At 73.6% G+C, this 16128-nt stretch carries 16 protein-coding genes and 2 pseudogenes; 11 read left to right on the top strand and 7 right to left on the bottom strand.

The annotated features are described in order from the left end of the window. Window positions 1-20: 20 nt before the first annotated feature. The gene (locus tag OG946_RS35820; protein ID WP_326800093.1) at window positions 21-3668 is read right to left on the bottom strand and encodes a WD40 repeat domain-containing serine/threonine protein kinase; all 3648 of its coding nucleotides are present in this window, start codon (window positions 3666-3668) and stop codon (window positions 21-23) included. 419 nt (window positions 3669-4087) lie between these two features. Between OG946_RS35820 and OG946_RS35825 the strand changes: the two genes are divergently transcribed. Next, entirely contained in the window at window positions 4088-4975 is an 888-nt protein-coding gene (locus tag OG946_RS35825) for a hypothetical protein (RefSeq protein ID WP_326800094.1), read from the top strand. A 15-nt stretch (window positions 4976-4990) separates the two neighbouring features. On the opposite strand, the gene OG946_RS35830 is transcribed toward OG946_RS35825, so the two are convergent. Then, a complete protein-coding gene (locus OG946_RS35830; RefSeq protein ID WP_326800095.1) occupies window positions 4991-5971 on the bottom strand; it encodes a LysR family transcriptional regulator in 981 nt (326 codons plus the stop codon). A gap of 83 nt (window positions 5972-6054) precedes the next feature. Next, window positions 6055-6768, bottom strand: a complete 714-nt coding sequence (locus OG946_RS35835) for an SDR family NAD(P)-dependent oxidoreductase (protein WP_326800096.1) — start codon at window positions 6766-6768, stop codon at window positions 6055-6057. Window positions 6769-6983: 215 nt separating this feature from the next. Between OG946_RS35835 and OG946_RS35840 the strand changes: the two genes are divergently transcribed. Continuing rightward, entirely contained in the window at window positions 6984-7973 is a 990-nt protein-coding gene (locus OG946_RS35840; protein WP_326800097.1) for a GNAT family N-acetyltransferase, read from the top strand. Window positions 7974-7996: 23 nt separating this feature from the next. Here OG946_RS35840 and OG946_RS35845 read toward each other — a convergent pair whose 3' ends face one another. Together OG946_RS35845 and OG946_RS35850 are read right to left on the bottom strand one after the other, a co-directional pair. Then, window positions 7997-8656, bottom strand: a complete 660-nt coding sequence (locus OG946_RS35845; RefSeq protein WP_326800472.1) for an MmyB family transcriptional regulator — start codon at window positions 8654-8656, stop codon at window positions 7997-7999. Beyond that, window positions 8644-8772, bottom strand: a pseudogene (locus tag OG946_RS35850) (transcriptional regulator); the annotation flags it as partial. The gene OG946_RS35845 and the pseudogene OG946_RS35850, both read right to left, overlap by 13 nt. Before the next feature lie 14 nt (window positions 8773-8786). On the opposite strand from OG946_RS35850, the pseudogene OG946_RS35855 reads away from it, so the two are divergent. The 3 genes and pseudogenes from OG946_RS35855 to OG946_RS35865 form a co-directional block, all read left to right on the top strand. Beyond that, window positions 8787-9134, top strand: a pseudogene (locus tag OG946_RS35855) (SDR family oxidoreductase); the annotation flags it as partial. Between the two features lie 188 nt (window positions 9135-9322). Next, window positions 9323-9733, top strand: coding sequence for a hypothetical protein (locus OG946_RS35860; RefSeq protein WP_326794091.1), 411 nt, complete (start codon window positions 9323-9325; stop codon window positions 9731-9733). A 125-nt stretch (window positions 9734-9858) separates the two neighbouring features. Then, window positions 9859-10107, top strand: a complete 249-nt coding sequence (locus tag OG946_RS35865; protein WP_326794090.1) for a hypothetical protein — start codon at window positions 9859-9861, stop codon at window positions 10105-10107. A gap of 395 nt (window positions 10108-10502) precedes the next feature. On the opposite strand, the gene OG946_RS35870 is transcribed toward OG946_RS35865, so the two are convergent. Then, the gene (locus OG946_RS35870) at window positions 10503-11663 is read right to left on the bottom strand and encodes a carboxylesterase family protein (RefSeq protein WP_326794089.1); all 1161 of its coding nucleotides are present in this window, start codon (window positions 11661-11663) and stop codon (window positions 10503-10505) included. A gap of 487 nt (window positions 11664-12150) precedes the next feature. On the opposite strand from OG946_RS35870, the gene OG946_RS35875 reads away from it, so the two are divergent. From OG946_RS35875 to OG946_RS35885, 3 genes are read left to right on the top strand one after another with little or no spacing between them, the layout of a single operon-like run. After that, complete coding sequence (locus tag OG946_RS35875) at window positions 12151-12711, top strand: hypothetical protein (protein WP_326794088.1); 561 nt, start codon at window positions 12151-12153, stop codon at window positions 12709-12711. Window positions 12712-12740: 29 nt separating this feature from the next. Then, entirely contained in the window at window positions 12741-13034 is a 294-nt protein-coding gene (locus OG946_RS35880; RefSeq protein WP_326800098.1) for an ArsR/SmtB family transcription factor, read from the top strand. Further along, the gene (locus OG946_RS35885; protein WP_326794087.1) at window positions 13031-13414 is read left to right on the top strand and encodes a VOC family protein; all 384 of its coding nucleotides are present in this window, start codon (window positions 13031-13033) and stop codon (window positions 13412-13414) included. The genes OG946_RS35880 and OG946_RS35885 overlap by 4 nt, the downstream gene beginning before the upstream one ends. A gap of 53 nt (window positions 13415-13467) precedes the next feature. Here the strand turns inward: OG946_RS35885 and OG946_RS35890 are convergent, their stop codons facing one another. Further along, window positions 13468-14274, bottom strand: a complete 807-nt coding sequence (locus OG946_RS35890; RefSeq protein WP_326794086.1) for a TrmH family RNA methyltransferase — start codon at window positions 14272-14274, stop codon at window positions 13468-13470. Window positions 14275-14524: 250 nt separating this feature from the next. On the opposite strand from OG946_RS35890, the gene OG946_RS35895 reads away from it, so the two are divergent. The 3 genes from OG946_RS35895 (at window position 14525) to OG946_RS35905 (ending at window position 16105) form a co-directional block, all read left to right on the top strand. Then, a complete protein-coding gene (locus tag OG946_RS35895) occupies window positions 14525-14809 on the top strand; it encodes a hypothetical protein (protein WP_326794085.1) in 285 nt (94 codons plus the stop codon). Between the two features lie 156 nt (window positions 14810-14965). After that, window positions 14966-15628: a hypothetical protein gene (locus OG946_RS35900; RefSeq protein ID WP_326794084.1), complete on the top strand. Its 663-nt coding sequence runs from the start codon at window positions 14966-14968 to the stop codon at window positions 15626-15628. A gap of 129 nt (window positions 15629-15757) precedes the next feature. Further along, on the top strand, window positions 15758-16105 hold the full coding sequence (locus OG946_RS35905) for a hypothetical protein (RefSeq protein ID WP_326800473.1): 348 nt from the start codon (window positions 15758-15760) through the stop codon (window positions 16103-16105). Window positions 16106-16128 lie beyond the last annotated feature (23 nt).

Raw genomic sequence — 16128 nt, forward strand, 5'->3', positions numbered from 1 at the left:
GCGCGGCACCGGCCTGACGCCTACTGCGAAAAGTCGAACTCCCAGTCCAGTTCCCACACGCGACCGACACCGTTGTGGTCGAGCGACGTGACGATGCGGCCGTTGCCGCTGATGGCGAGGCCTTCTACGGAGGCGTCGTGGCGGCCCAGTACGCGCAGGCACGCGCCGCTGTCCACGTCCCATACCCGCACCTGGTCGTCCCGGCCTTCGGTGACCGCGAAGCGGCCGTCGTCACCGATCGCGACGAACCACGCGTCCACGTCCTCGGCGCCTGCGGCGCGCCGGCCCTCGCCGGAGCGGAGATCCCACATCCACGTCCTACCGTCGTCGCCCAGCGAGACGCCGGCCGTGCCGTCGGCGGAGACGGCGACCCTCCGCACGGACCCACCGTGGCCGCTCATCGTGTGGAGCGCGCTCCCGGTCCGGAGGTCCCACACGCGTATGCTCCCGTCCCGATGGCCCGACAGCAGCACATCGCCGTGGCTGCCCAGGGCCAGGGCGTCGATGCCCCAGCCTCCGCCGAGGTCCCGCTGCAGAATCTGCGGGCGGTGCCCGTTCGGGACGTCCCAGATGTGCGGGGCCCAGCCATCGCCAGAAGCGGTTGAGACGAGCCGACTTCCGTCGGCGCTCAGCAGGAGCCGGCTGATACCCGTGCTGTGCTGGTCGGTGAGGTGCGCGAGGCGTTCGGCCGTCTCCGGATTCCAGACCTGGACCGCCCTGTCCTCTCCGCCCGTCACTCCGACGCGGCCGTCGGCGCTGACCGCCACGGTTACCTCGCCCCGATGGCCGTGCAGCACATGCAGGCAGACACCCGACTCGACGTCCCAGACGCGTGCGGTGCCGTCCTCGCCGCCCGACAGCGCGACCGGCCCGTCGCCTGGGAGAGCCAGGCTGTGGATCCGCCCGCCGTGACCCGCCAGGGCATGGCGCAGGCTGCCCCGGGCGAGGTCCCAGACCCGTACCCGCCCGTCCTCACCGCCGGTCAGCACCAGCGAGCCGTCGTGGCTCGCCGCGGGCGGGACGCGGGATCCGCCCACGACCGAGGGGGCGTCGCGGACCCACGCGTCGGACAGCGCGGTGCGCCGTCCCGCCCGCGCCACCTCCTGCCAGCGGTCGAGGAGCATACGGTGCCGCCGGTAGCCGGGAACCGCGCGGGCCCGGCGGATCTCGTCCGCGGCCTCGCCGATGCGGCCCTCGGCCATCAGCTCAGTCGTCCGGTCGAGTGCGCGGTCCACCACCTCGTCGTCCCGGAGCCGCTCGGCCTCGGCACGCGGAAGTGGATAGCTCCAGGGGGCCGCCGGCCCCGGCACCGGCATGTCCCACAGGGCGACTTCGCCCTCGTCGTCGCCGATGAGGGCCTGGCTGCCGTCGGGGCCCAGGGCCGCTACCATCGCCTGCTCAGGCGTCGGCCAGGCCCGCAGGCGCCGTCCGGTGTCCAGCTCCCAGAGCTCCATGGCGTTCACGCCACAGGAGATCGCGTAGCGACCGTCACCGCTCACGGCGAACTGGTCCCCCATGCCGCCCGGTCGGCTCAGCGCGCGGACTTCCCGGCCGGACTCCCGGTCCCAGATCCGCACCCGGGTTGCGTGCCCGTGGTCCTCCTGGGTGACGACGGTCCCGCCGTCGCGACTCATCGCGGCCATGAAGGACGGTTCGCCGAACGTGCGCAGCACCGTGCCCGTACGGGTGTCCCAGGTGTGCGTCACTCGGGTCTCCCAGTCCTGTCCGAACGCGACGCCGCCGTCCGGGTCGACGTGCACTGAGGCGAAGTGGGCGTACGCGCTCCCGTACCCGTCCGCCAGCCGCCGCCGACAGCGGCCGGTGGCGGCGTCCCACACCCTGATGGCTCCGTCGCCGTGCACGGTCAGCGCGAGCCGCGCGTCCCCGCTCATCGCCACGTCCACGGTGGGGACGTACGGCGCGGCGCCCCCGATCAGCGCCCCGAGAAGTCCCCCGGGCCCCTCGTCGTCCATTCCCGGCCCCGCGGTGAGCCGGTGGCGGAGCCGTCCGGCGCGCAGATCCCAGATCTCGGCGGGGCCGTCGTGCCCGCCGAAGACCGCATACGTACCCTCCGCGTCGACCGCGATCGCCCAGATGCCGTACGAGGCCCCCGGCACCTTCAGGGTCCGCACCCGGCGTGGCCCCGCCCTGCCGGCTATCCGCAGCCGGCGCCGGGTCAGATCCCACACGCGGACCTTCGCGTCCTGGCCCGCGGAGAGGCAGAACCGGCCGTCCCCGCTGAACGCGACGGCGTTCACCGGCCCGTCGTGCCCGGTCAGAGCCGTGGGAGCGGCGGGCCGGCGCACGGAGCCTGCACGGTGGAGCGCGGCGGTGATCTCGGGGACGTCCGGTGCCCGCCGGCCGGCGGTTCGCAGCACCTCCTCGGCGGCCTCCGGGTCACCGCGCTCCAGATGCACCTGGCCCAGCAGGTATTCCGGCTCCCAGTCCTCGGGGTGAGCCGCGCGGACTCCTTCCAGGTCCGCGATCACTTCGGCGTCGGTCAGCTCCCCGGTACGCCACAGATGGAGACCGCGGTTGTACGTCACGTGCGGGTTACGCGGATCCGCCTCGGCGGCGCGCTGCCACAGCTCCCCGGCTTCGTCGTCGCGTCCCAGGTCCAGCATCGACAGGGCCTGGTTGGACAGGTCGTCGGCCAGCCGCGTGGCCGTTTGGGGCTCCGGCCTGGGATAGGGCTCGCCGATAGCCTCGGCGTAGACCTCCGTTACGGCGTGGGCGATACGGCCCATGTCCTTGGGCCGGTCCGCCGGTTGCGGAGCCAGGCAGTCCCGCAGCACGGCCACCAGGCCGGCGGGCATCGCGGGGATGGCGGCGAGCCGTGCGGTCTCCTCTCCGGCTTCTCCGGCGAAGGCGTCGGCGCGGGCGCCGGAGTCGACGAACGCGGCGAACACCTCGGCACCGAGCTGCCCGACAGGGCACGGCGGGTGTCCGACGAACATCTCCAGGACGGTCAGCGCCCACGACCAGGTGTCGCTCGCCCGCGTCAGCTTCGGCCGGGACCCGCCGGACTCCCGCATCCGCAGGGCCGCCTCCGCCTGCTCGGGCGAGCAGTACGCCGGCGTCATCCCCCCGTACCCGGCGAGCAGACTCGCGCCGGGCGGAACGGCGGTGCTCTCCCCAGCCGCAGCACGCGCACCGGCCAGCCCGAAGTCGGTCACCTTGGCCACCCCGTCCCGGTCCAGCAGCACGTTCGCGGGCTTGATGTCCTGGTGGATGTGGCCGTTCTGGTGCGCGTGCTCGAGCCCTCGCGCGCTCTGGGCGGCGACATCGAGGATGCGGCGCAGGGCTGCGCGCTGGCCGCCGGTGTAGAGCCGCCCGTCGCGCACCGCGTCGGCGAGGCTGCCCCCGTCGAGCCATTCGGCGAACACCCGGGGAACGCTCCCCAGGGTGCGCACGTAGACGCACTTCACCGTGTTCGGATGCGCGCCCAGACCGACCCACGTCGCCGCCTCGGTCTCGAACTCCCGCACCCCGGCTCCCGTGGCCACGAGGTCGGGCCGCGGCACCTTCACCGCCAGCTCCACGTTCCACCCGCGGTGCAGGACCCGGTAGACGACCCCCATCCCGCCGCTGGTGATCTTCTCGCGGACCGTGTACAGCCCGAGGATCACCTCCCCCGGCCGCCACACCAGGGCAACGTCCTCACCCACCACAGCTCACATGCCTTCCGTCGAAGCCGCCGACTCGATGGCCGACAGCGGCCGCTGACAGCTGTGCACCATCCTGCCGTCGGCAGCGCCTTGAGTCTGCGACTCTCCACGGAAGCCTGGCGTCTCCGCCCTCCCGCCTCCGGAGCCGCACCCGCCGGCCACCAGGAAGTCCCTCGTGTTCAGTGCGTAGCTGGCCGGCGGTTGCCGGGGGTGTGGGGTGGTGTTGGTGCCGTGAGTCGGCCGGCTCTCCCCGAAGGACGGCGCGACGGTCGCCGGCCCGGCGGTCCGGCTGCGCGCCCGGGGGAGTGGGGGAGGGGACGGCGTCGGTGCCGCGGCGGTCGTCCCCCGATCCGGTCCCGGCGGGCGGACACGTCCGAAAGGTTCAAGACCGCCGCCCGCGCCGCTGCGATCGTGGGCGTATGACCGCAGACCTCTTTGCCGCCGCTTCCTTCATGTCCACCCACGCGCGGCTCCTCGACCGGCGCCGCTTCGAGCTGCTGCTCGGCGGGACCGATCCCGCCGCCGTGCTCGCCGCGGTTGACGGCTACCGCAACCCCGACGGCGGCTACGGCTGGGGTCTGGAGCCGGACCTGCGGGCGCCGGAGAGCCAGCCCGGCGGTGCGCTGCACGCTTTCGAGGCGTTCGTGGATGCCGCCCCGGCCACCACTCCGCATGCGGCACGGCTGTGCGACTGGCTGCTGTCCGTCACGCTGCCCGACGGCGGGCTGCCCTTCGCGCTGCCCGTGGCGGACCCCGCCGGCTGCGCGCCGTTCTGGACGCAGGCCGACCCGGGGGCCTCCGCTCTGCAGAGCACGGCGTTCGCCGCCGGCACCGCGCTGCGGCTGGCCGCGCACGACCCCGCCGTCGCCGCCCACCCCTGGCTGGAGCGGGCCACGCGCTACTGCCTGGACGCCGTCGAGAACATCGGCGATGAGCCGCATGCCATCGAGCTGTCCTTCGCGATCCGCTTCCTTGATGCCGCCGCGGACACGCGCCCGCAGGCCACCGCCCTGCTGGAACGGCTGCGCCCGCTCATCCCCGACGACGGGGTGCTGCCCGTCGCGGGCGGCTCGGAGGGCGAGGCGATCCGGCCGCTCGACGTCGCCCCCGAGCCCGGCCGCCCCGCGCGCACGCTGTACGCCCCGGAGGTCGTCGACGCCGAACTGCGCCGGCTGGCCGCGGGGCAGCAGGAAGACGGCGGCTGGCTGGTCGACTTCGGTTCGTTCTCGCCGGCCGCGGCGCTGGAGTGGCGCGGCTACCGTACGGTCGGCGCGGTGGCGGTGCTGAAGCAGAACTCCCTGCTCTGAGCCGCCGCCGCGGGCTCAGCCGCGGGCGGCCGCGGGCTGGGGAACGGCGCGCGCCGGCTCCGGGGCCCGAGGCACCTCCGGGGCATCCGTGCCGGGTGCCGCCTGCGCTGCCTCGGCGAGAGTGTCGACGGCAGACTGCACGAAGGCCCGTACCAGCGGTGTCTCGTGCGCCGTACGCCAGATCAGCCCCCAGACGCCCATCGGCTGCTCTGTGATCGGCACGTAGGCGATGCCCGGGCGCGGGAAGTGCCGCGCCGCCTCGCCCTGCACTACGCAGACCGCGTCGCCGGCCGCGACGACCGCCTGGGCCTCCTGGAAGGTGGCGATCTTCGGCCCGTCCGCGGGGATGGGCCGCCCCGACGGCGTACGCGCCGGCATCAGGGCCTCCATCCAGTACGCCGGGACCGGGTTCACCGGCTGCGGGAAGGAGCAGTCGACGAGGTCTTCGAGGCTCACGGACCCGCGGGCGGCGAAGGGGTGGCCTTCCGCGACCATTAGCACGTGCGGCTCGCGGGCCAGCACCGGGCCGGCCGTCAGGTCCGGCTCGCGCACCGGGAGCCAGGTGACCTCCAGGTCCACCTCGCCCGCCCGCAGCATCCCGAACGGGTCGCTGAAGACCACCTCGCGGAAGCGCAGCTCGACCCCGGGGTAGCGGTCCTTGAAGCGCGCGAGGATCGACGCCTGGTCGAACGCCTGGGCGCACATCAGCCCCAGCGTCAGCACCCCCGTCGTGCCGCGGGCCGCTGCGGCGGCGGAGTCGATGCCGTCCTGGATCCGCTGGTAGCCCGCCTTCAGGTCGTCGTGGAGCCGTGCCCCGATGGCTGTGAGTTCCACCCGGCGGCTGGTGCGCTCGAAGAGCGGGGCGCCGATGCGGCGTTCTTGCTTGGCGATCGACTGGCTGACGCGGGCCTGGGAGACGTGCAGCCGCTCGGCGGTACGGCCGAAGTGCAGTTCCTCGGCGAGCGCGAGGAATATCTCTATGTCCCGCAGCTCCATCCCGCACCCCTGTATCGCCTGGCCGTGGCCGGTATCCGGCTCCGTCCCGGGAGCGTATCCCGCCTGCCCCGCCCCCGTCACCCTCAGGCCGCCGCGCCGTGACCTGCGGCGGAGGCGGAGGCGGACGCGGGGGCGGATACCGGGCCGGTGGCCTCCCGGCGGCGGGCCGCGGCGCCGTCGACGAGCCGCAGCAGCGCACCGGCGTCCGGCCGGCCGCCGACGACGCTGATGTCGACGCCGACGCGCGCCGCCTCGCACGCCGCCGCCCGGCTCAGCGCCACCACCGCGCAGGTGCCGGCCCGGTCCAGCGCGGCGCCCGGCGCGCCCGGCGGACCGACGGAACCGCAGAGCTGCAGCAGATGGCCGGAGCGCTGCTCGTACAGCAACGGCAGCACGGCCTGCGCGACCCACAGCGGACCGAAGAACGCCGACTCCATCCGCGCCCGCGCCGCCGCCTGGGGTATCCACCCGACCGGCGCGGCCGCGTCCTCGGTGCCGGGGGAGCGGCGCGGCGGGCGGGCGTCGTTGACGATCGCGTCGAGGCGGCCGAACCGGTCGGCTGCCGCGCATACGGTGGCGTTCACCGACCAGTTGTCGGTCACGTCGAGGGCCCGGACGAACAGCCTGCGCCGGTGCTCGTCGTGGCGCGCCAGCAGCCTCTCCCGGGCTGCCTCGTCCGGTACGACGGCGGCGACCCGTTCGCCGCGCGCCAGCGCGGCCGCGGTGACGGCCCTGCCCGTGCCGTGTCCGGCCGTGGTGACGAACCAGACCCGGCCCGTACGTGCGGTGGCGGTCATGGACCTTGCGCCCCCTTCGGTGGCTGCGTGTGCTCCTGCTCTTTCGTTTGCGTGGATCAGCCTCGGCCCGGCGCGCCCCGCGAACAACGGCCGATCCGGCAACGACGGATAACCCGTCGGTTATGAATCCCCCGCCCCCATCGATAACCGACGGGTTATGGCACGTTCCGGGATCGGCCGTTGTTCGCCGGGCGGGGCGCGGCGAGGCTGGAGCCATGAGTTCACCGGTGGAGATCGCCGTCGTACGCGACGCCGCGCCGGCCGCGGCCGCCTGGCGTGCGGTCGTCGCCGCCGCGCGGGCGGCGGACCTGCCCGGCGTTCCCGCGCCGGTACGGGAAGAGGTCCTCGCCGGACTGCGGGGGGACGCCCACGCCGGCGGCAGGATGCCGCCGGCGTGGGCGGCCACGGGGGCGGAGGGCGAGGTGACGGCTGTTGCGGGGGTGCGGCCGTCCACCTCGCCCGGCCCGGCCCGTACCGCAGCGGACCTCCAGCTCTACGTCCACCCCGCTGCTCGCCGCCGCGGCACCGGCACCCTGTTGCTGGCCGCCGTCGCCGGCGCGGCCAGGGAGGACGGCTGGGCTGCTCTGCGGGCGGCCGTCCCGGCGTGCACGCCGGGGGACGTCTTCTGTCTGCGTCACGGCTTCGTCCGCGAGCGTGTCGTCCATCATTTGCTGCTGCCGCTGGCCGAAGTGCACCGTGCCTGGCTGGCCGAGCTGGTCTACGCCGATCATCCGGGCTACCGACTCACCACCTGGTACACCCCCGCCATCCCTGCCCCGGCCCGTATTGGATTCGCGCTGGCCGGTCCGGAGGAGTCTGGTGGGTTTGCGGTGGTGGTTCCGGGTTTGGTGTTTGGTTCTGCTGCCACCGTGGTGGGGTCTGGTTGGGGGTGGTTGTTGAGGGTGGGGGCTCTGGATGCCGGTACGGGTGCGGTGGTGGGCTATACGGAAGTGTTCATTCCGCCTGCTCCGGCGGTGCGTGCCCAGCACTGCCGTGTGGTGGTCGTGCCGGTTCATCGTCGGCGTGGTCTGGGGCGCTGGGTGACGGCGGAGTTGCTGCGCCGGTTGCGTGCCGAGTATCCGCGGATCAGCGAGGTGGAGACCGTCGCGGCTGACGGCGATGCCGCGGTTCTTGCGTTGGGTGAGGAGTTCGGTTTCCGTGCGTACCGCCGTACGCACGACTATCGTCTGCGTCTGCCTGGCTGAGTGCGCGGCCGGTGCCGGGGTGGTCAGTTGGGGCTGGGGCTGGGGCTGGGGGTGGGGGTGGGTGGGCCGAGGAGGGCGGGTGTTTCGGCGCTGGGTGAGTCTGGTTCCGCGTGGTAGGCGGCTGGTTCCTGTCCTGGGGTGGCGTGTGCGCCGAATGTCTGCGTCGTCAGCGTCAGCGGGTCCACGGCGGGGTGTGCGATGCGTTTGTGTTCCAGTGCTTTGCTGCGGGCGTCGTGCCGCACCCGCAGCTCCGTGAGCTTTGGGCTGGTTTCGAGTGGTCCGGTGAGGACCTGCCGTATCCGTGGGTCCTTGGGGGGCGGTGCCGTGGTTGAGGCGGAAGCGGCGATGGAGTTGCGTGTCACGTCGTGCCAGTCGCGGTAGAAGGAGCGGGCGGCGGGGTCGGTGAACACGGTCTCCATGGGGTTGCGCGAGTATGTCCGGCCGAGGAGGAGCGCGTCGGCGATGGTGTTGGAGGCGAGTACGTCGTAGGCGTGGTTGTGGACGAGTGCCGGGTTGTGGGGCCAGGTGTCCGTGAGCGTGAGCAGGCTCGGCTCTGCCCGGTCCGGCGCTGTGGCGGCGCGGGTGGGGGGGCGAGTCCGGCCAGCCGGAACAGGTGCAGTCTGGCGTCTTCGTCCAGCCGCGGTGCGGCGGCCAGTGCGTCGAGGACCTGCGCGGAGGGGGATCGTTCCCGGCCCTGTTCCAGCCGTATGTAGTAGTCGGCGCTGACTCCTGCGAGCAGGGCGACCTCTTCGCGCCGCAGTCCCGGCACCCGGCGCTGTCCGGTGGCCGGGAGGTTCACTGCGGCGGGGGTGAGGTGTGCAGGGCGGCGGGCATTTCGTGACGGTTGCCAGTGTCGGTGCGCATGAGGTGGTGCTGAGCAGTGCGGTGTATTCCGCTACCAAGCATGCGGCGTGGGTGGTTACCGAGGGTCTGCGGCAGGAGGCCGACCTTTCGGTGCGGGTGACGGCCGTTTCGCCCGGCGTGGTGACCTCCGAGTTCGCCGGCACCATCGCCGACGCCGGTGCCGCGGAGGTCATGTGTACCTCCCGTGCGCATGCGATCGCCCCTGGTGCTATCGCCGCCGCTGTCTCCTGTGCCCTGTCGCAGCCGGTGGAGGTGGACGTCAACGAGATCGTCGTGCGCCCGGCCCGCCAGCGCTGAACTCAGCGCTGGCCCGGGGGCTGCCCCAGCGCTGGCCCGGGGCTGGCTCGGGGCGGGCCCCGGGGTGGGCCCCGGGGTGGGCCCCGGGGTGGGCCCTGGGGTGGGCCCGGGGCCGTCCGGGGGCTGGTCTGTCGGGGCAGCCGCTGTGCGGGGGCTGCTGTGTGGGGCGGGACGGGTAGGTTGGGTGTATGACTGCGGCGGCGGCGGGTGGGCCCGCGGAACCGGGGACGGCCGGGGACGCGCAGGCACTGCGGTTTCTCATGCGTGCGGACCTCCGCGCCGCGATGAAGGCACGCAGGCGTGAAGTCGTCTCCGCGCTGCGCACCGCTCTGGCTGCGATCGACAACGCTGAAGCGGTCGAGGCCCCCGCCGCCGAGGCGGAGCAGGGGAGCGGGTACGTCGCCGGGGCCCGTGCCGGTGTCGGTTCGGCGGAGGCGGCCCGCCGGGTGCTTTCCGCCGGGGAGGTACGTGCCCTGCTGCGGGTGCAGATCACCGAGCGCCGCGCCGAGGCCGGGGTCTACGAGAGGGCCGGCCGGGCCGGGGCCGCGGAGCGTCTGCGTCGTGAAGCCGATGTGCTCGCCGCGTACCTCACCTCGTAGGCAGTCTGCTTCCTTCTTGCCCCGGGGGTCAATCGGCGCCGGTGGTGGGGGAGTTCGCGGTGGCCGGTGTCAGTGGCTTTCGGCAGAATGTGGGCGTGCGGCATGTCCGGTGAACGGAGGCGATGATGGCGGACGACACCGCCGAGGTGACCGCGGCTCAGGCATACCGGCGGCTGGTGCGCAGCGTGCAGGCGGCGCTGGCCGAGCCCGGCGGGTCCGGGCCGGCTGCGGCGGTGGTGCTGGCCGGGCCGCTGGCTGATGCGGACCGGGCGCTGGCGGCTGCGGGTCTGGCCGGGAACGAGCCGCGGTTCTTCGCTGTCGTGCGCAGTGTGGCGGTGATCCCCGCTCCGGCGCCCGGTCCCGCACCGGCGTAACACGCGGGCCGCGCACCGACATAGGACGCGGGCCCGCGCACTGATGTATCTACGCGGCCGCGTTCCGGCGTAACACGCGGGCCCCGCACCGGCGTAGCGTACGGACGCGGGGTGCGGGCCGTGTACGGAGGTATCTGGGCGGGCCGTGTACGGATGTAGCGTGCGGGCCGCGCTCCGGCGCGCCGGGGCGGGCCGTGGAGGTTAGCGGCTGTTTCCAGAAGCTGCAGTGGTGGTCGGCCGTGAACGGGGTGGGTGCGATGGTGCCGTCGGCGAGCCCGAGTACCGTGGTCCTGCCTTGTGCCTGTAGCGGGCGGCATCGGGGCAGGCCGGTGTGGTGGGGGTCGCCGTGGTGGGCGAAGGCGGTCCAGTAGCCGGTCATCGTGGCGGTCGGGTCTTCAGGGGCCGGGGTCGGTCCACGGCAGGCCGAACAGGTAGGGCAGGTCGGAGCGGTGGTGGGCGCCGTAGGGGAAGCCGTCGGTGGCGGTGCCGCTGTCCTGGGCCAGTTCGTGCGCGTATACGGGTGCGTGCCGGGCGGCGAAGGCGGTGGCGGCCGGTGTCGGGCAGGTGCTGATCCTTGCGCCCCGGTCGGTCAGCGGCCGCGAGAGTGCGAGTACCGGGCTCGGGTCGCCGGTGGCGGGGTAGTGCCGCAGGACGGCCGGGGCGTCGTCGCCGATGGTGTCGGTGACGACGTCGGCGTAGCCCCGGGCGGTCAGCGGGCGGCCGGCGAGGTCGTATGCGTCGGGGACGAGGGAAGGTATCTCGTCCCGGGTGCTGCCGGTGAGCGGCGGGATCCCGGCTGCCGAGCCGTGCCGCAGTGCTGTTTCGGGCTGCTGCGGCAGGAACGGTGTGCCGGCGACCGGGCCCCGGGCGTCGTCGGTGGTCGTCCCGGTGACCGGCGCCGTGATGTCTGCCAGCGCGTTGAGCAGGTCGGTGGCCGGCGTGTGGCGCGGGCAGGCCGCGATGTCCGCGGCCCCGGCGCAGCCGGCGTCACGGGCCGCCCGCGCGCCTGTGGCGTCGGCGGCGGTCTTCGCCAGGACCGGGTTGGTGCAGGCGCCGCTTTGCGCGACGGCCCGCTGGAAGAGGCCGCGGGAGGCGGGTGAGGCCAGGTGCGCGCAGACGCTGCGGGCGCCGGCCGGCTGCCCGGCCGGCGTGACGCGCCCGGGATCGCCGCCCAACGCCGCGGCGTTGGCCCGGACCCAGCCGAGCGCCCGGGTCTGGTTCATCAGCCCGTGGTTGCCCGAGACGCCGCCTTGGCCGTCCAGCGCCGGGTGGGAGCCGAACCCCCTCACACCGAGGCGGTAGTTGACGCTCACCACGATCACGTCGCCGGCGGCGGCCGGCCGGGCGGCGTCGTAGTCGGATCCGGCGCCGGTGGTCAGGCCGCCGCCGTGCAGCCAGACGATCACCGGCAGCGGCCCGGGCCGTGCCGGCCGCAGCGGCGCGGTGACCTCGGTGTACAGGCAGTCCTCGCCGCCGCCGGCCGGCTGCGCGCACCTGGGCCCCGCCGCGCCCGTGGTCGCGCACGCCGGACCACGGGCGCGGCGGCCGGGGCGCACGCCGGCGCAGTGCGCCGGCCGGCGGCCGCGCGTACGGCACGCCCCTTGAACCGCAGGGCGCCGCCCGTCGCGCACGCCGCGCAGCAGCCCTGCGTCCACCCGTACCAGGGCGGGATCGGGTGCTTCGGCGGCGGCCGGCGCGGCCGCCGGGGGACAGCGCGCAGACGGCGGCCAGGCACAGCGCGGTGATACGGGCGCGTAAGGACATGCCCCACAGCATCGGCCGCGCTGCGCCGGGCCCGCGTCCCCCGCCGGACGTCTTCGCCGCTGCTCCCGGTGCGTAGCCGGCGCGCACGCGGGACCCCTCCCGGGCTCGGGGCCGCACAGTGGGAGCCGGCGGGCCGCCCGGCGGCGCCCGTACGCGGCCGGAGAGCCGGCATCGCGCAGCGCTCTGCGCCGGCGCGGCCTTCCGCCGGCCCGGACGCCGCCGGCACCGCGGCCTGCGGGCCGGCGGCGTTGACGCCGGTATCCAGGAAGGGGACGGCCCATGAAGACGATCGCCCGTACCGCGATGGCGTCCGTGCTGGCGCTCATCGCGGTCCTCGGCCTCGCCGCCTGCGAGGACGACTCCAGCCAGGGCAGGGAGAACGCCGCCAAGCAGAGCAACTACGACGCCCTGGTGGCGAACCAGCCGGCGGGGAAGATGACCTACTCGCCGACCCGCGAGGCCATCAACGAGTGGGTGAAGACCTGGGGCAAGCGCGGCAAGCTGTCCTACGTTTACATCCAGAACGGCAAGGGCGAGTACGGGTACTTCGTCATGAAGGGCCTGCCCGTGCCCCGCTGCAAGAAGCTCACGCCGACCGAGGCGGTGGACTCCTCGTCGAACGGCAAGGTCGTGGTGGCGCAGCCGGGTATGGACGGCACCTACGACTCGGGCTCGGCGTGCAACGCCTACTTCGGCTTCGATGCGACGACGGGCGCGTACGTGGAGTTCACGGTCGGGACGAACCAGTCGTTCTTCCTGTTCGACCGGCCTATGAAGATGCCGGAGTACGCGGACGCCACGCAGCTCGGCCCGACGTCGGCAAAGGACGTCGAGGACTGAGACGGGGCGGGCGCACCCCGCAACGCTTGATAGGCAAGCCGCTGCTCAAGGCGCTGGCGGGCCCCACCCGGCGGCGTATCCTCGACGAACTGGCGGAACGCAACGGCCAGTCGCTGTTCGAGATCTGCGGCCGGCTGACGACCAGACACGGCCTGGGCCTGTCCCGCCAGGCGATCAGCCGGCACCTGGCGGTGCTTCAGGCGGCGGGTCTGGCCAGGACCCGCCGCGAGGGCCGCTGCAAGTTCCACGACCTGGACACCGAACCGCTGGGGCACACCGTGAACCGATGGCTGACCCCCGACGGCCAGGAGAAGACCCCATGAGGATCAACCTCACCAGCGTGTGCGTGGACGACCAGAGCAGGGCTCTGGGCTTCTACACCGACGTCCTGGGCTTCGTCCCCAAGCACGATGTGCCGCTCGGCGAGCACCGCTGGGTCACCGTGGTCTCCCCCCAGGACCCGGACGGCACCGAACTCGCCCTGGAACCGGGCCACCCCGCAACGGCGGCGTACAAGGCGGCCCTGGCCGAGGACGGCATCCCGGCGACGTCCTTCGCGGTGGACGACGTACGCGCGCACTACGCCCGCCTGCGCGGACTCGGCGTACGGTGCACGCAGGAGCCGGTGGACATGGGCCCGGTCACCACGGCGGTCCTGGACGACACCTGCGGCAACCTCATCCAGATCGCCGAGTACACGTAGGCGGGCACCGCACCGGCCCGGGTACCGCACCGGCCCGCCGGTGTCCGGGCCGCTCACCGGTTCTCGCCGTACCTGCGCGCCTCGTACAGCATGATCGACGCGGCCACCCCGATGTTCAGCGAGTCGACCGTACCCACCATGGGAATGCGCACCCGCCGCGACGCCCGGGCCAGCAGGTCCTCCGCCAGCCCCTCCCGCTCGCTGCCGAGCAGGAACGCCAGCGGCGGATCGTACGCGGCACCCCAGTGGTCCTCCTCCGCGGAACCCGACGTGGCCACCACCGCGACACCCCGCTCCGCGGCCCAGGAGAAGAACTCCGCGGCGTCGGGGGTGCGCACCACGTCGACGGCGAACAGCGACCCCATGCTGGCCTTGACCGCCGCCGGAGCATACGGGTCCACCGTGTCCCCGATCAGGATCACCCCCGCCCCGCCCACCGCGTCCACGGTGCGGATGATCGTGCCGAGATTGCCCGGGTTGGCGATGCGGTCCAGGGCGACGAAGACCGCCCCGCCCCGCGCGCTCAGACCGCCCAGCCCGCCGTCCCGGCTGCGCACGATAGCGGCGAGGCCGCCGGGCCCGTCACGGTCGACCAGACGCTGGAACAACTCCGCCCCCAGCCGCGCCACGGCCACACCCGCCCGCTCCTGCTCCTCGACCATGCGCCAGGCCGCCTGATGCGTCAGCAGCCCGGGCGCGACGAGAAGCGTCTCGACCTGCCACCCCGCCTCGACGGCGGCCCACACCGGCTGCAGCCCCTCGACGACGAACGCCCCCTCCCGCCGCCGGTGCTTACGGCCGGCGAGCAGCTTCACCCGCTTCGCGAGCGGGTTGGCGGCACTGGTGATGATGTCGGTCATGACGCTCTCTCGTGGTCGCGGGTCCGGGTGAGGGTACCCAAGCAGGCGACAGGCACCAAAACCGCCCCACGAAGGGAAGTCCCGCACCGGAATTCCCCCCTCTCAACCACCGCTTCACGGGCGGGATTGCAGAGAAATAAACAGGCACCCGAATTCCCCGCCGGAACGCTTATCCGGCCGAACGCGGACCCTTGCTCTTCTTGAATCAGCCAGGGCGGCACAGGGCCGCTCTCCGGATCCAGGAGGATTCATGCCCAGGACAGGTGCTCTCGCCGTCGCGCTGTCGTCGGCAGCGCTGCTCGGCTTCACCGCGCTGGCCGCCGCCCCCGCAGCCTCGGCCGCCGGCCCCGGCGACGGGAAGCCCACCGGGGCCCCCGCGCACAAGGCGACCGCGACCGCCGACGAGGGCAGGGGCGGCGACGAGATGCCCTACGGCGTGGCCCTGCGGATGCTCGACGACGGCTCGATGCCGATCGTCGCACTGACCCAGGACGACATCGACGACGACAGCGGCGACTGGCACCCCGCCGGATAACCCCTCCCGCCGAGCAGCCCCCGGGCACCCACCCGGCGCCCGGGGGCCGCGCTGCGCCAGAACATCGAGTCGCCGATCACACGGTGCGCCCGCATCATGGAAAGGAGCATCCGCCCTGGCACCCGGACCCGCGGCTACCGGCAGCGAGGAGACGCCGTGCACGACAAGCTGCTCCACAGGGCAGGCGGCCGGCTCACCCACCGCCACGACACCCACCCCTCCTCCTCCGCCGCCGCCGCGACCCGCCCCGAAGAACTCGTACTCGACCCCGCGAAGGTACGCGGACTCGGCGCAGGCACACTCGGCCCGCACGACGAGGCCGCACTCGCCCTGGAAGTCGCGGAGCTCCTGCCCCACGGCTGGGACCTGCCCTACAAACTGAAAGCGGCACTCCAGGACGTCATCGCACACCTCGGCAGCGAAGCCGACCTGATGAAATGGCTCGACGCCTTCCCCGGCCGCCCCCGCCTCACGGCACGGGTCTACGCCTTCCTCGGCCTCCTGGACCACTACGGCGACGCTCCCGAAGTCGTCGATGCCCTGCGCGATGCCCGCACCCGGGAGCCCTACCCGGCGGGCCTGCGCGACGTCCTCGTGCCCCAGACCGACACGGAAACCCTGTCCGACATGGGCTACCGCGTCGAGGCACTCCTCGCGGACGGCAACGTCGAGCAGGCCACCACGCTCGCCCTCGCCATCGCCGACTGGCTACGCCGCTCGCTCACCGGCCCCGCAGCCGACCTGATGGGTCACGCCCGGGCGGACATCGCTCAGGCGGCCGGCGAGGCGGCCGTTCCCCGGAGTCCGGCGGGCCCGTGACGGCCCGGTCACGTCGGCCGCCGGCAGATGCCCCAGGATGCGCACCCGCCCGTCGAATTGAGCAATTCCTTTACGGCGCGCCCCTCACCGATACGCGTTCCCCGCCTGCTGGAGCACTCCGCCACGGCGATGGTGCTGATTGCCGCGGTACTCGTCGCGGACTGGTTCCAGGGCCCGAACGTCGCCTTCGGCTCCGTGCTCGTGGCCGTGCCCGCGGCGGCCGCCGTCAACGGCAGCCGGCGCGCCACCGTGTTCTACGAGGTGATCGACTCCCCGTGGGGCGTACGCGCCATCATGGGCGACGTCCGGGGAAAGGGCCTGCGCGCGGTCCGGAAGCGCCACCGTCCTCGGCGTCTTCCGCGAAGCGGCCTACGACGAACCGGATCTGGCGCTCGTGGGCACCCGCATGCCGGACATTATGTCGACAAGCAGCGCTCACTCGGCGTTTTCGGGTTGCTTCCCCGCCCCAACTCTTGACGGCACCCACTTTGTGCGTGACT

Source organism: Streptomyces sp. NBC_01808 (genome assembly GCF_035917395.1).
Classification (GTDB): Bacteria; Actinomycetota; Actinomycetes; order Streptomycetales; family Streptomycetaceae; genus Streptomyces.